Here is a 14939-nt window from a genome sequence, read left to right on the forward strand (position 1 = left end):
TCGAGCGGATCGGGTCAGAACGCCTCCGGGTGCGCGACCCGGACCACCTCGCCGATGACGATGACGGCCGGCGGCCTGACCGCCTCCTCCTCGAGCCGGGTGGCCAGGGTGCCGAGCGTGGCGAGAACGGTCCGCTCGGTCGGCATGGTCCCGTCGCACACGACCGCGACCGGGGTCGCCACCGGCCTGCCCGCGGACAGCAGGGCGGCGGCGATCGCGGGAGCGTTCTCCACCGCCATCATCAGCACCAGCGTCCCGCTGAGACCGGCGACCGCCGACCAGTTCGTCAGCGACTCCGGATGGCCGGGCGGCAGGTGCCCGGAGATCACCGTGAACTCGTGGGTGACGCCGCGGTGGGTGACGGGGATCCCCGCGATGCCGGGTACGGCGACCGGCGAGGTCAGCCCGGGGATGACCGTGACCGGGACGCCCGCCTCCCGGCAGGCGATCACCTCCTCGAAGCCACGCCCGAAGACGAAGTTGTCGCCGCCCTTGAAGCGGACGACCGACTTCCCCTCCAGTGCACGCTCGACGATGACCCGGTTGATCTCCTCCTGCAGGGCCGAGCGGCCGCGGGGCAGCTTGGCGACGTCGACGAGCTCGACGTCGGCGGGGAGCTCGGAGAGCAGCTCGCGGGGCGCGAGCCGGTCGGCGACGACGACGTCCGCCTCCATCAGCGCCTTCCGGCCGGCGACGGACACGAGGTCCGGGTCGCCCGGGCCGCCGCCGACGAGGACGACGCCCGGCGTCCGGGGCCGGTCGTGGCGGGCGTCGAGGGTGCCGTCACGCATCCCGGCGAGGATCTCGTCGCGGACCGTCGCCGACCGGCGCGGCTCGCGGTTGCTGAGCACGGCCACGGTGACCCCGCCGTGGCGGCCGACGGCGGGGGTCCAGGCGGTCGCCGCGAGGCCGTCGTCGGAGCGGACGCAGAAGATCCGCCGCGCCTCGGCCGCCGCGCTCACGGCCTCGTTCACGCCCGTGTCGGCGGTCGCGCAGACGACGTACCACGCCCCGTCGAGGTCGGCGGCCTCGAAGCCGCGCGGAGTCCAGCGCAGCTCGCCCGACCCGAGCATCCCCTCGATGGCCGGCGTGACGTGCGGCGAGACGACCTCGATCTGGGCCCCGGCGGCGATCAGCGCCGGGATGCGGCGCTGCGCGACGTGGCCACCGCCGACGACGACGACGCGACGGCCGGCGAGCCTGAGACCGGACGGGTAGGGAGGAAGGTCCACGTGCCCATTCTCAGGGGTGCGGCCGGTCCACCCCGACCACCCTCCCAGCTCGCGGACGCCAGAGGCGGCGTCACCGGCTCGCGCTAGGGGACGTCAGGCCGCGTCAGGGGGTGGCGGACGGCCTGCCCGCGATGGCCGCGAGGACCTCCTGGTCGGTCAGCGGACGCCACGGCGACGGCTTGTCGACGGTCGAGGGGGCGTCCGGAGACTCGCCCTGGGTGTACCACTGGGCGACGTAGGCGATGCCGTCGAGCATCACCCGGTCGCCGGCCCGGTAAACCGCCTGGATCCGCCATCCCGGATAGGTCCCCGCGGGCAGGCTGGGGCGCGGCTCGGGCGTCTCGCCCGGCAGCACCGGCCCGACGAGCCGCCACGGCGAGACGGTGTCGGCCACCAGCGGGTCGTCAGGCGTGTCGCCGGAGGTCCACCACTTCGCCACGTAGACGTTGCGGTGCCAGACGACGCGTTCGCCGGCGCGGTAGGCGTTCTGCGCCTGCCAGACGGGATAGGGGCTGCTGGACGGGTCGTCGGTCGGGGTGACGCTCGGGGTCACGCTCGGCATGATCGAGGGGCTCCGGTCGGGCGCTCCGTCGAAGGTGTTGCCGAGCACGGCGGCGAACTGCCCCTTCTCCTGCGTGACGCCGCTGCAGGCGTCGGACACGATGGAGACGTCGGGGTAGTTCGGGCCGCACTCGCGGTCGCGGTTGAGCGACCAGAGGGACAGCCGCCCGACCTGGTGGGCGGCCGCGAAGCGGCGTACCTGCTCGGCGTCGGCGAGACCGAAGACCTCCCCGGCGACGTCGCTCTGGCCGATCATGACCGTGGCGCCGACGTGGCGCCACACGGTCGCCGGCCCCATCCCCTGCCCGGCCTCGTCGTAGAGGTGCCCGACCTGCCCGTGGAGGGCGGACAGGGCCTTGGCCGCCGCGTCGCCGACCGTGTCGTCCACGTCCCTGCTGGCCCCGAAGTCCATCGTCATCGCGTTGACGCCGGCGACGTCCACCCCGGCCGCCAAGGTGGCGGCGACGAGGCTGCGGCCCGCCTCGGTGAGACCGTTCGGGTCGACGGGAAGCGTCAGCCACACGGTCACGTCGTCGCTGTCCTGCAGGCGGGCCAGGGCGGCCGCGCGGCGCTCGGTCGCGGCCCGGTCGTCGAGTGCGGTGCCCTCGACGTCGACGTCCACGGTGCGCACGTGGTAGCGCTTCACGACGCTCCGGTAGGCGTCGTAGAGGTCGTCGGCGTCGGTGCACGCGACGGCGAGCTCGTCGTTGAGCGCGCCGCCGAAGGACACCGCCACGGTTCCCCCGCGCTGACGCAGCCGGGCGACGCGGCGGTCGAGGTCGAGGTCGCGGGCCGCGTCGTCCAGGCTGTAGGCGGCTCCCCACGACGGCTCGCACGCGGACCCGGGGTCCGCCACGACGAACGCCAGCACCGCGTTGCGGCCGGCCCGTGCGGACGGCTCCTCGAACTCGTAGGTCGGGGTGGCCGTGACGTCGACGTACCCCCCGAACCACGCCGTGGCGTCCGACGCGGCCCGCGCGTCCTGGAACCATCTCCAGCCGGACATCGAGGCGAAGACGACAGCCCCCACCGCGACCACCAGCACCGCCGTGCGTGTCAACGACAGCCGGCGTCCTTCGAACTGCCCCATGGTCCCCTCGCCCTCGCTCACCTCCCCCACAAGAGGCAGCGTCCGCAGTGTGGCATGGGAGGCACTTGTCGCGTTCACCGAACGCGAAGGTTCGTCGTTGACTACCGTGCCCGGGGCAGCAGCACCGAGAAGGAGTCGCAGTGAGCCTTACGACGACGGCGCCGCGTCGGCAGTGGGGCGCCGAGCGGCGCTCCGAGCCGATGTCGATCGTCCATGCGCGCCCGACCACGGCGACGCTCACCCGTGGACGCATCGCCATCGTGGCGACCGTGCTCTTCTGGTTCGCGTACGTCGTCTCGACGGTGCTGCGCCAGTTCCTCGACCGCGGCGGCGACTTCCGCTTCACGATGGAGGCGATCTCCTACGTCGTCGTCGTGACCGCGCTGACCTTCTCCGCGCTCATGTACCTCGTCGCCCGCCAGGGCGCGCTGCGCCGCTTCCGCGCCCACGAGCGCGTCCCGCGAGGACTGCTCGACGCCCACTTCACCGCTGCCCACGGGTCGCTGACGGTTCTCGTGCCCTCCTACGCCGAGGAGCCGGAGGTCGTCCGGCTGACGCTCTGGTCGGCGGCGCTCCAGGAGTACCCGGACCTGCGCGTGGTCCTGCTCCTCGACGACCCGCCGAGTCCCACCGACGAGGCATCGGCCGCGCGGCTCGACGCCACGCGCGCGCTGGTGGACGAGATCAACGAGCGGCTCGCGGAGCCACACGCCGCGGCGTCCGCCGCCTACGAGCTCGCGCTCCAGGACCTCGACGACGAGCTCGCCCCGCTGGAGTCGGTCAGGCACGTGGCCGACGCCTACCTCGACGCCGCCGAGTGGCTCGAGCGCGCTGCCGCGGCCGAGCTGGTCGCCGACCACGTCGCGGAGTTCTACGTCGACCAGGTGCTCGCCGGGCTCGCCAGCGAGCTGCGCCTGAGCCACCTCGCGCTCACCGCCGCGATCGAGCAGGCGGCCCCGGTGCCCGCCGAGCGGGTCCGGGAGCTGCACCGTCGTTTGGTGTGGATCTTCCAGGCGCGCGTGGAGTCGTTCGAGCGCAAGCGCTACGCGTCGCTCTCCCAAGAGGCCAACAAGGCGATGAACATCAACGCCTACCTCGGCCTGATGGGCGGCGTCTGGCGGCCGACCGACTCCCCCGCCGGCGTCATGCTGGTCAGGGTGCCGGACAGCGAGCCCACCCTCCCCGGCGACCGGGACGTGCCGCTGCCCGAGTACGTCCTCACGCTCGACGCGGACTCCCAGCTGCTGCGGGACTACTGCCTGCGGCTGGTCTACTTCCTCGAGCAGCCCGAGAACGACGACGTGGCGATCGTCCAGACGCCGTACTCGTCCTTCCGCGGGGCCCCTACGCGGATCGAGCGGATCGCGGGCGCCACCACCGACATCCAGCACATCCTCCACCAGGGGATGACCTACTACGACGCGACGTTCTGGGTGGGTGCCAACGCGGTGATCCGGCGGCGTGCGCTGGAGGACATCGTGCAGGTCGAGACCGTCGGCGGGCACGAGATCAAGACCTACATCCAGGACCGCACGGTCATCGAGGACACCGAGTCGAGCGTCGACATCGCCGCGGCCGGCTGGCGGCTCGTGAACTACCCCGAGCGGCTCAGCTACAGCGCGACGCCGCCCGACTTCGGGTCCCTCGTCGTCCAGCGCCGACGGTGGGCCAACGGTGGCCTGCTGATCTTCCCGAAGTTCTGGCTGCAGCGCCGTCCGCGTGCTCGGGACGGCAACCCGATCGGCCTGGCCGAGCTCAGCCTGCGCTTCAACTACATGGCGTCCATCGCCTGGGCGAGCTTCGGGCTGCTGCTGCTCCTCTTCTACCCGTACGACGGCCGGCTGCTCAGCCCGCTCGTCCTCGGCGCCGCGCTCCCCTACTTCCTGGCGATGGCCAGCGACCTGCGCCTGTGCGGTCACCGCTACCTGGACGTGTTCCGGATCTACGGCTTCAACCTGGTGCTCCTTCCGGTCAACCTGGCCGGCGTCCTGAAGTCGGTCCAGCAGGCGTTCAGCGGCGAGAAGATCCCGTTCGCCCGGACCCCGAAGGTGCGCAAGCGGACGGCCGCTCCCGCGCTGTTCGTGCTCGTGCCCTACCTGATCGTCCTCTACTCGCTGCTCACCGCCTGGCGGAGCTATCACCACGGGGACTGGGGCAACCTCGCCTTCGCCGTCTTCAACGCGGTGCTGGCCGCCGGCGCCATCCGTGCCTACATCGGCGTCGGCAACTCGGTGGTCGACCTCGGCCTCGGCCTCGTCAACTGGCTGATGGTGCCGAAGCGGCAGGCGCGGCCCGCCGGCCCGGCGCGCGAGCCGGGACCGATCGACTGGGCCGGCATCCTCTACCACGGCGACCGCCGGCTGGCCCGTGACCTGCGGCGCCGGGGCGACCGGCGCCGCCGACTGAGCCCCGGCCGGGCCGGACGCGAGGCTCGCTGACGCCCGGGGTCAGTGGCTATCGTCGGAAGGACGTATCCAGCCGATCCCAGGAGTGCCATGTCTCTCGACCGCCCGGTCAAGCCCGACCCGTACGAGCTCCTTCCCGTCGTCCCCTCGTTCACCGTGACGAGCACCGACGTGACGGCCGGCCAGCCGCTCGACCAGGCCCAGGTCTACGAAGGCGGCAACACCTCGCCGCAGCTGTCCTGGGAGCCCGGTCCGGAGGGCACCAAGAGCTACGTGGTGACCTGCTACGACCCGGATGCGCCCGTGGTCAGCGGGTTCTGGCACTGGATCGTCGTCGACATCCCCGCCGACGTCACCTCGCTCGACACCGGTGCCGGCGCCAGCGACGACACGCTGCCCGACGGCGCGTTCCACGTCCGCAACGACTACGGCACCAAGGACTTCGGCGGGGCCGCCCCGCCGCCGGGCGACCAGGTGCACCGCTACTACTTCGTGGTGCACGCCGTCACCGAGGAGTCCCTCGGGGTCGAGGGCGACGTCACCCCAGCGGTCGTGGGGTTCAACCTCGCTTTCAAGACCGCCGCGCGGGCCATCTTGGTCGGGACCTACCAGCACTAGCCGTACGCCGGCCCTAGGCTCCCCCCGTGCCCGGAACCGAACCGCCGAGCGACGACGAGATCGTCGGCGGCCTGCTGCAGCAGGGCCTCGACGTCGCCTACCAGCCGGTGGTCGACCTCACGACCGGCCGGCCGGTCGGCTGGGAGGCGCTGCTGCGCGGCCGCCTGCCCGAGCACGGCACCGTCAGCCCGGAGCGGGTCGTGAGCTCGGCGACCCGCACCGGCGCGCTCGACCCGGTGATGCGGCAGGTGTCCGAACAGGCGATGAGGACAGGGACGGCCGTGTCGCGCCGGCTCGGCCGCACGGTCGTCATCTCGCTCAACCTGGAGTACGAACAGCTCCGTCCGGACAGCGCCTACCTGCGCTGGCTCGTCGATCGGTGTCGGTCGGCTCCGGTCAACCTGGTCGTCGAGATCACCGAGCGGGGGGACATCGAGGCCTGGGGCGCCGAGCAGGACCGGGCCCTGGCGCTCCTGTCCGCCGGCGGCATCGGCCTGGCCATCGACGACCTCGGCGCAGGCGCGTCGCGGCTGGGGCTGCTGGCCCGCTGCGAGTGGACGTGGGTCAAGCTGGACCGGGCGTTCCTGCAGCTCGGCGAGCGCGGGCTGGTCATGCTGCGCCACACCGTCGCGATGCTGCACGAGCTCGGCACGACGGTCGTCGTCGAGGGCATCGAGACCCCTGTGCATCTCGAGACGGCCCGCCGCCTGGGCATCGACCTCGGCCAGGGGAACCTGCTCGGCGGGCCGGTTCCCGCCGACCGGGTGCTCGCCGGGCTGCCCCCGGAGGGCCCCCACGTGGTTCCCGGGCAGCGCTGACCCTGCCGGTCGGCCTCCTTCGTCGACCCAGTTCCCCGAAACGGCGTCACCCTTTGCCGGTTGCTACGTTCGACAGTCGTGAGGAACCGTCTGGAGCGATGGGTCGGGCTCATCGTGTTGGGTCTGACCGGGCTGGCAGCGTTCGTGCTCTGGTTGGCGGTGGCCCACTCCGAGCGTCCGCGGACCGAGCAGCACCGGGGCGTGCTCTTCGGCGCCTGGCACGTCATCTACGACACCCAGGGGCCGTCGGCGCGGGTGCTGCTGGTGGCGATCGCGGTCGCGCTGATCTGCGCAGCCGGCCTGGGCTTCCTCGAGTACCGGGTGATCACCACCTACCGGCGGTCGACGAACTCGCGCGGGCTGCCGCTCGCGCCGCGCGTCGTCATGGCCGACACCAAGGGCCGCTTCGACGGCGAGGTCACCGTCACGGTCCTCGTGCCGGCGCACGACGAGGAGGCGTCTCTCCCGGGCACGCTGAGCTCCCTGGCCCAGCAGCAGCCGCCCCCGGACCGGGTCGTCGTCGTCGCGGACAACTGCACCGACCGGACGGTGGAGATCGCCCGCGCCCACGGCGCCGAGGTCTTCGAGACGGTGGGCAACACGCACAAGAAGGGCGGTGCGCTCAACCAGGCCCTGCGCTACCTGCTCCCCGGCCAGGGCGAGAACGACGTGGTGATGGTGATGGACGCCGACACCATGCTGGACCCGGGGTTCCTCGCCTCCGCGATCCGCCGGTTCACCGACGACCGCGGCCTGATGGCGGTCGGCGGCGTGTTCTACGGCGAGGACGGGCACGGGCTCATCGGGCAGTTCCAGCGCAACGAGTACATCCGCTACGGCCGCGAGCTGCGGCGGCGGCGCGGGAAGGTGTTCGTCCTGACCGGCACGGCGTCGATGTTCAGGCCGCGCGCCCTGCGAACCGTCGCCGCCGAGCGCGGGCAGACGATCCCCGGCATCGAGGGCGACGTCTACGACACCGCAGCGCTCACCGAGGACAACGAGCTGACCATCGCCCTGAAGTCGCTGGGGGCCCTGACCGTGTCGCCGTCCGAGTGCACGGTCGTCACCGAGCTGATGCCGAGCTGGCGCCTGCTCTGGCACCAGCGGCTGCGCTGGCAGCGCGGCGCCCTGGAGAACCTCGGCGCCTACGGGGTGACGCCCCAGACGATCCGCTACCGGGCCCAGCAGCTCGGCATCGGGTACGGCGTGTTCGCGCTGTGGTCCTACTTCGCCCTGCTCGGCGTCACGCTGCTGGCCACCGACCGCTGGGTGTGGTTCACGTTCTGGCTCGGCCTGGGCCTGCTCTTCATGGCCGAGCGGGTCGTGACGGTGTGGCGGGGCGGCTGGAAGGCACGGCTGGTCGCTCTCGCGCTCTTCCCGGAGCTGTTCTTCGACGCCTTCCTCCAGCTCGTCTACGTCAAGGGCGTGGTCGACATCTCCCTCAACAAGCAGGCCAGGTGGACCCACGTGCAGCACGCCGCGGCGGCCGAGAAGGTGGCGCGATGACCGGGCTCGTGCTCGGCTTCTCGCCGATCCCGGAGAGCGTGATGCGGTCCGAGGCCTTCCTGGTGCTGATGACGTTCGTCGCCATCAACACCGTGGCCTACGCGGCGCTCTCGATCGCCAAGCTGGTGCCGCCCATCAGGCCCACCTCGTGGTTCACCAGCCGCAGCCGGCGGCGCGAGACGCGCAGCATCCACCCCGACGCGCCACCCTGATCCGACCTCGCCCTTGTGTCAGCGGTCACACAGGAGTCGGATGGACCCATGGCCGACAAGAGCACCCGAAAGGCGACCACGCAGGACGTGGACGCGTCGGGGCCCGACGGGATTCGCAACGTCGTCCTCGTCGGGCCCTCCCAGTCCGGAAAGACCTCGCTCGTCGAGGCCCTGCTCGCCCACGTGGGCGCGATCGTCCGTGCCGGCTCCGTCGCCGAAGGCACGACCGTGTGTGACACCGAGGACGCCGAGCAGGCGCACGGCCGCTCCATCTCGCTCGCCGTCGCGCCGGTCGTCGTCGACGGCGTGAAGGTCAACCTCATCGACACGCCCGGCTACGTCGACTTCATCGGCGAGGTCAGGGCCGGGCTCCGCGCCGCGGACTGCGCGCTCTTCGTCATCGCCGCCAACGACGGGATCGACGACAACACCAGGCGGCTGTGGCGCGAGTGCGGCGAGGTCGGGATGCCACGCGCGGTCGTCCTCACCAAGCTCGACCACCCGCGCGCCGACAGCGACCGGGTGCTGGCCGAGGCCCAGGAGGCCTTCGGTGCCGGAGTCCTCCCCGTCTACGTCGTCACCGGAGGGACGCTCACCGGGCTCATCACCGGCGACTCAGCCGAGATCCAGGCCGACCCCCGGCGCGGTGAGCTCATCGAGGCGGTCATCGAGGAGTCCGAGGACGAGACCCTGATGGACCGCTACGTCGGCGGCGAGCAGATCGACGAGAAGGTGCTCGTCGGTGACCTCGAGAAGGCGATCGCACGAGCGTCGTTCCACCCGGTCGTCCCGGTCTGCTCGATCACCGGCGTCGGCGTACCAGAGCTCCTGGACCTGTGCGTGCGGGCCTTCCCGTCACCGCCCGAGCACCAGCCGCCCGACGTGTTCACCCCCGCGGGCAAGGCGGCTCAGTCCATCACCTGTGACCCGGCCGGCCCGCTCGTGGCCGAGGTGGTGCGCACGAGCAGCGACCCCTACCTGGGCCGGGTGAGCCTGGTCCGCGTCTTCTCTGGGACGCTCACCCCGGACGCGCCCGTCCACGTGTCGGGCCACTTCTCCGCATTCGAGGGCGCCGCCGGGCTGCACGAGGACCACGACGAGGACGAGCGGGTCGGGGCCCTGGCCTACGCGTTCGGAGGCGGGCAGGTGCCGGCCACCCAGGTCGTCGCCGGCGACCTCGGCATCGTGGCGAGGCTGTCGCGCGCCGAGACCGGCGACACGCTCTCCTCTCCCGATCTGCCGCTCGTGCTCCGGCCCTGGTCGATGCCTGAGCCGCTCCTGCCCATCGCGGTGGAGGCGGCGACCCGCTCCGACGAGGACAAGCTCTCGTCGGCCCTCGCCCGGCTCACTGCCGAGGACCCGAGCCTCCGCGTCGAGCACAACGCGGAGACCGGTCAGCTGGTCGTGTGGGTGATGGGCGAGGCGCACGCCGAGGTCGCGCTCGATCGCCTGCAGTCGCGCTACGGCGTCACCGTCGAGCAGCGCGACCTGATCGTGCCGATGCGCGAGTGCTTCGGCGGGGCGTCGAAGGGCCACGGCCGTCACGTGAAGCAGTCCGGCGGCCACGGGCAGTACGCCATCTGCGACATCGTCGTCGAGCCGCTGCCCGAAGGCAGCGGCTTCGAGTTCGTCGACAAGGTCGTGGGCGGCGCCGTCCCACGCCAGTTCATCCCCAGCGTCGAGAAGGGGGTGGCGGCCCAGATGGCCCGCGGCGTACGGGCCGGCTACCCGGTCGTCGACCTGCGCGTCACGCTGGTCGACGGCAAGTCGCACAGCGTGGACTCCTCGGACATGGCCTTCCAGAGCGCCGGCGCCCTCGCCCTGCGGGAGGCCGCCGAGGGCGTCGGCGTCAACCTCCTCGAGCCCTACGACGAGGTGACGGTCCTCGTCCCCGACGACCTGGTCGGCCAGGTGATGAGCGACCTCTCGTCCCGGCGCGCCCGGCTGCTCGGCACCGACACGGCCGACGACGAGCGGACCGAGATCCGCGCCTACATCCCGCAGCGCGAGCTGATCCGCTACGCGATCGACCTGCGCTCGACGACCCGGGGCGTCGGTACGTTCACCCGTGCGTTCGCCCACTACGAGCCGATGCCCGAAGAGCTGGCGCGGCAGGTGCCGGCCCGGGGCTGATCAGTACTCGGGAGGCCCGTCGCTCGCGGCCTTGAGCAGGTCCTCGAACGACGTCGGGCTGGCGAACTCCTCGTCGACCGTCTTGCGGTGCGCCACCGGCCGCGGGACGTCGCCGGGTCCGGCGACCAGCGCGGCGAGCTCGTTGGCTGCCCGGTTGACCCGCTTGGCGAGGTCGCCCGTCCCCTGCTCGCCGCCCGCGGCACCGAAGTCCTCGCTGGCCGCGAAGACTCCGGTGGGCACGACGACGGCGTGCAGGTAGGAGAACAGCGGGCGCAGTGCGTGCTCGAGCACCAGCGAGTGCCGGGCGGTACCGGCGGTGGCCGCGACGACCACCGGCTTGCCGTCGAGCACGCCGAGCTCGAGGACGTCGAAGAACGTCTTGAACAGGCCGGAGTACGACGCCGAGAAGACCGGCGTGACAGCGACGACGCCGTCTGCCCGGCGTACCTTCTCGATGGCTGCCTTGAGCTCGCCGGTCGGGAAGCCGGTGAGCAGGTGGTCGGCCAGGGCGTGGGCCAGCGGCCGCAGCTCGACCACCTCGACCTCGGCCTCCTGGCCGCGCTCGTGGATCGCGTCCACGGCCGCCTCGCCGAGCATGTCGGCGAGGAGCCGGGTGCTCGACGGGACGCTGAGTCCCGCCGAGATCACGACGATCTTCCTCCCGGCGTCGCCGGCCGCACCGGAGCGGAGCGACGATTCGGCTGGGGTGATCACAGTTCCCCCTCGAGGACCTTGGCGACCTCCGGGTCGTCCAGGTCGCGGTCGGTGGTGCCGGTGGCGGCGTCGCCCGCGGCATAGACGGTGCTGTCCTTCGCACCGCCCGCCTTCTCGACGAGCGAGGCGTGGGTGGGCGCGTCGGGTACGCCGGGCTTGCGCACGCGGTCGAACTCGGCACGCATCGTCGGCAGGATCTCGCCGAGCAGGTCGAGCTGCTCGAGCACGGTCTTGAGCGGCAGGCCGGCGTGGTCGAGCAGGAACAGCTGGCGCTGGTAGTCGCCGACGTAGTCGCGGAACGAGAGCGTGCGCTCGAGGACCTGCTGGGGGCTGCCCACCGTCAGGGGGGTCGCCTCGGTGAAGTCCTCCAGGGACGGGCCGTGGCCGTAGACCGGCGCGTTGTCGAAGTACGGACGGAACTCGTTCCAGGCGTCCTGGCTGTTCTTCCGCATGAAGAACTGCCCGCCCAGACCGACGATCGCCTGGTCCGCGGTGCCGTGGCCGTAGTGCTCGAACCGCTGGCGGTAGAGGCGCACCATGGCCTCGGTGTGGCTGGACGGCCAGAAGATGTGGTTGTGGAAGAAGCCGTCGCCGTAGTAGGCGGCCTGCTCGGCGATCTCAGGGCTGCGGATCGACCCGTGCCAGACGAACGGCGCGACGCCGTCGAGCGGGCGCGGGGTCGACGTGTAGCCCTGGAGCGGCGTACGGAACCGGCCGTTCCAGTCGACGACGTCCTCGGTCCAGAGCCGGCGCAGCAGCGCATAGTTCTCGATGGCCAGGTTGATGCCCTGCCGGATGTCCTTGCCGAACCACGGGTAGACCGGCCCGGTGTTGCCGCGACCCATCATCAGGTCGACGCGGCCGTCGGTGAGGTGCTGGATCTTGGCGTAGTCCTCGGCGATCAGCACGGGGTCGGTCGTCGTGATCAGCGTGGTCGCCGTCGACAGGATGATCCGCTCGGTCTGCGCGCCGATGTAGGCGAGCGTCGCCGTGGGGTTGGAGGCGATGAACGGAGGGTTGTGGTGCTCGCCCGTCGCGAAGACGTCGAGACCGATGTCCTCCGCCTTCTTCGCGATCGCGACCGTCGCCTTGATCCGCTCGTGCTCGGTAGGCGTCTTGCCGGTGGTGGGATCGGTGGTGACGTCTCCGACCGTGAAGATTCCGAACTGCATCACGTGCTCCTATCGGACTGGGAGACCCAGGTAGTTGAATTCTGAACTACCCCTGCAACCGGTACGCCGCCCACGGTATTCCACGCCGCCGCCGACCGGGTCGCGCGGCCGGGCCGGCGGCGGATCAGCGGCGGATCAGCGCCTCTAGACCAGGGCGGCGGCCGGGCAGCGGCTGAGGATGAGCACCGCCCGATCGTCGTCGCCGTCGTCGACGCGCGCCAGGATCCGCCCCGGCGCCCCGTCGAAGCCATGGCTCAGCACGTCCCGCTCCGCAACGCCACGGAGCCACGCGATGCCCGCGTCGATGTCGGACCGGCGCCGCTCGATGACGCCGTCGGTGTAGAACATGAGCGCGTCGCCGGGGTCGAGCACGCCGCTGCTCGCGTGGAACTGCGGCTTCTCGACGACCCCGAGCGCGGTGCCGCGCGCGTTGTCGATGACCCACTCCTCCTTGGCGGCCTGCCAGCGCAGCGCGGGCGGGTGACCGGCGCTCGTCACGCGGTAGCTGCCGTCGGCGAGGTCGACGAGGAGGTGCACCGCCGTCGAGAAGGTGTCGTCGCTGTGCTGGCGCATCAGGAAGGCGTTGGCGGCGCGCATGAGTCGCTCCGGGGGCAGCGCGCCGATCAGGCCGCCCAGCGCTCCGGCGAACTGCAGCGCCTGAGGGCCGACGGCGGTGCCCTTGCCGCAGACGTCGACGAGGACCACCTCGAGGACGTGTCCGTCCCGGAGGTCGGCGACGAGGAAGTCCCCGGCGTACCCGGTGCCGGCCGCGGCGATCATCGCCGACTGGCACCGCCAGCCGCTCGGGAGCACGGGGACGCGTCCCTGCTGCTGGAGCCGGTCGCGCAGCTTGGCGAGGACGGCTTCGCTCAGGCCCACGGGAAGCCCGCTGCGCTGCCGGCTGGACTGCCACAGCATGATGCCGATCGCCAGGCCACCGACGATGACGTCGACCACGCCCAGCCGGCGCATCTGGCCGCCGTTGTGCACGTAGGCGACGAGCACGGCGACGACCGTCGCGCCGGTCAGCACGGAGAGCGGACGGAACCGGAGCAGGGTCAACCCGAGCAGTGGCCACAGGAAGAACGCGCCCATCGGCAGCCATTCGTAGGCGAACCACGAGACGAGCAGGCATCCGAGCAGGCCGACGAGCAGGACGCCCAGCACCTGCCGTTGGCTCCGGGCCGATCCCGTGCGCCACCGGCGAGCAAGGTCGCCAGGTCCGCGCCCGAGGCGCGACTGCAGCATGCGCGCAGCGTAGGGCAGTGGACAGGACGGCGCCGGGCAATCTCCACAACGCCGACGACCCGCGGCATCGGGAGTTGCACGCTGCTTGCAGGGCGTTGCGTTTTTCTTGCGACGTCAGCTCATTGTCAGGACAGGACACTGCGCCTAGCCTTCGCGCATGAAGCGACGACTGGCCGAGGTCGCGGCCCGCGCGGGAGTGAGCGAGGCGACGGTCAGCCGCGTGCTCAACAGCAAGCCCGGCGTCTCCGACGCCACCCGTGAAACCGTGCTGACCGCGCTCGACGTGCTCGGCTACGAGCGGCCGACCAAGCTGCGCGGCGAGCGGGCCCGGCTGGTCGGTCTCGTGATCCCCGAGCTCTCGAACCCAATCTTCCCGGCGCTGGCCGAGGTCGTCGTCGCGCTCCTCGCCCAGAACGGGCTGACGCCCGTGCTGTGCACCCTGACCAGCGACCCGGCGGGCGAGCCGAACTACGTCGACATGCTGCTGGAGCAGCAGCAGGTCGCCGGGATCGTCTTCGCCGGCGGCCTCTACAGCCAGGGTGACGCTGACCACAGCCACTACGACCGGATCGCCCGCCGCAAGCTGCCCGTCGTGCTCATCAACGCGGGCATCGACCGGCTGCCGTTCCCCCGCGTGGTCTGCGACGACGCGAGCGCCGCAGAGCAGGCGGTCGCGCACCTGCGCTCCCTCGGGCACGAGCGCATCGGGCTCATCCTCGGGCCGCGCGACCACGAACCGTCGACCCGCAAGCTCGAGGCGGCGCGTGCCGTGCTCGCCGGCACCGGCTCTCCGCTCGACGACGACCTCGTCGTCCACTGCCAGTTCTCGCTGCAGAGCGGCCAGTCGGGCGCGTCCGCGCTGCTCGCCCGCGGCGCGACCGGCCTGGTCTGCGCGAGCGACCCCCTCGCCCTCGGCGCCGTGCGCGCGGCCCGCAGGGCCGGGCGGCGGGTGCCGGACGACGTCTCGGTCATCGGCTACGACGACTCGGCCTTCATGTCCTCCGTCGAGCCGCCGCTCACCACCGTGCGTCAGCCGATCGAGGCGATGGGTCGTGCCGCGGTGTCGTCGCTCCTCGCCCAGATCCGCGGGGAGGAGACAGCCGTCGACGAGCTGCTGTTCGAGCCAGAACTGGTCGTACGCAGGTCCACGTCGCCTGCAAGCGGAGCCCTTCCAGCCGCAAGAACTGAAAGTTAATTACGTTCTGCGAAGTTCTTGCAGCGCCCTGGAAG

The 14939-nt window shown here is 71.8% G+C and carries 12 protein-coding genes; 7 read left to right on the forward strand and 5 right to left on the reverse strand.

Translation table 11 applies throughout. The annotated features are described in order from the left end of the window. Positions 1–14: 14 nt before the first annotated feature. Together cobA and QDS12_RS16295 are read right to left on the reverse strand one after the other, a co-directional pair. Positions 15–1232, reverse strand: coding sequence for a uroporphyrinogen-III C-methyltransferase (gene cobA / locus QDS12_RS16290; RefSeq protein ID WP_279880791.1), 1218 nt, complete (start codon positions 1230–1232; stop codon positions 15–17). Between the two features lie 103 nt (positions 1233–1335). Then, entirely contained in the window at positions 1336–2904 is a 1569-nt protein-coding gene (locus QDS12_RS16295; protein ID WP_279880793.1) for a hypothetical protein, read from the reverse strand. Positions 2905–3023: 119 nt separating this feature from the next. Between QDS12_RS16295 and QDS12_RS16300 the strand changes: the two genes are divergently transcribed. From QDS12_RS16300 to QDS12_RS16325, 6 genes are all read left to right on the forward strand, one after another. Further along, positions 3024–5321, forward strand: a complete 2298-nt coding sequence (locus tag QDS12_RS16300; protein WP_279880795.1) for a glycosyltransferase family 2 protein — start codon at positions 3024–3026, stop codon at positions 5319–5321. A 57-nt stretch (positions 5322–5378) separates the two neighbouring features. Then, on the forward strand, positions 5379–5906 hold the full coding sequence (locus tag QDS12_RS16305) for a YbhB/YbcL family Raf kinase inhibitor-like protein (RefSeq protein ID WP_279880797.1): 528 nt from the start codon (positions 5379–5381) through the stop codon (positions 5904–5906). Between the two features lie 26 nt (positions 5907–5932). After that, the gene (locus QDS12_RS16310; RefSeq protein WP_279880799.1) at positions 5933–6724 is read left to right on the forward strand and encodes an EAL domain-containing protein; all 792 of its coding nucleotides are present in this window, start codon (positions 5933–5935) and stop codon (positions 6722–6724) included. A gap of 78 nt (positions 6725–6802) precedes the next feature. Continuing rightward, positions 6803–8230 (forward strand): glycosyltransferase family 2 protein, encoded by a 1428-nt coding sequence (locus QDS12_RS16315; RefSeq protein ID WP_279880801.1) that lies wholly within the window; start codon positions 6803–6805, stop codon positions 8228–8230. Beyond that, a complete protein-coding gene (locus tag QDS12_RS16320) occupies positions 8227–8442 on the forward strand; it encodes a hypothetical protein (RefSeq protein ID WP_279880803.1) in 216 nt (71 codons plus the stop codon). Before QDS12_RS16315 ends, QDS12_RS16320 begins: the two co-directional genes overlap by 4 nt. A gap of 48 nt (positions 8443–8490) precedes the next feature. Next, the gene (locus tag QDS12_RS16325; RefSeq protein ID WP_279880804.1) at positions 8491–10575 is read left to right on the forward strand and encodes an elongation factor G-like protein EF-G2; all 2085 of its coding nucleotides are present in this window, start codon (positions 8491–8493) and stop codon (positions 10573–10575) included. Here QDS12_RS16325 and QDS12_RS16330 read toward each other — a convergent pair whose 3' ends face one another. From QDS12_RS16330 to QDS12_RS16340, 3 genes are all read right to left on the reverse strand, one after another. After that, entirely contained in the window at positions 10576–11289 is a 714-nt protein-coding gene (locus QDS12_RS16330; RefSeq protein WP_279880806.1) for an FMN reductase, read from the reverse strand. Further along, entirely contained in the window at positions 11286–12461 is a 1176-nt protein-coding gene (locus QDS12_RS16335) for an LLM class flavin-dependent oxidoreductase (RefSeq protein WP_279880808.1), read from the reverse strand. Before QDS12_RS16335 ends, QDS12_RS16330 begins: the two co-directional genes overlap by 4 nt. Before the next feature lie 144 nt (positions 12462–12605). Next, on the reverse strand, positions 12606–13709 hold the full coding sequence (locus QDS12_RS16340) for a PP2C family protein-serine/threonine phosphatase (RefSeq protein WP_279880810.1): 1104 nt from the start codon (positions 13707–13709) through the stop codon (positions 12606–12608). A gap of 157 nt (positions 13710–13866) precedes the next feature. Here QDS12_RS16340 and QDS12_RS16345 point away from each other — a divergent pair, with 157 nt between their 5' ends. After that, positions 13867–14904 (forward strand): LacI family DNA-binding transcriptional regulator, encoded by a 1038-nt coding sequence (locus tag QDS12_RS16345; RefSeq protein WP_279880813.1) that lies wholly within the window; start codon positions 13867–13869, stop codon positions 14902–14904. Positions 14905–14939 lie beyond the last annotated feature (35 nt).

Source organism: Nocardioides sp. CER19, from assembly GCF_029846275.1.
Classification (GTDB): domain Bacteria; phylum Actinomycetota; class Actinomycetes; order Propionibacteriales; family Nocardioidaceae; genus Nocardioides.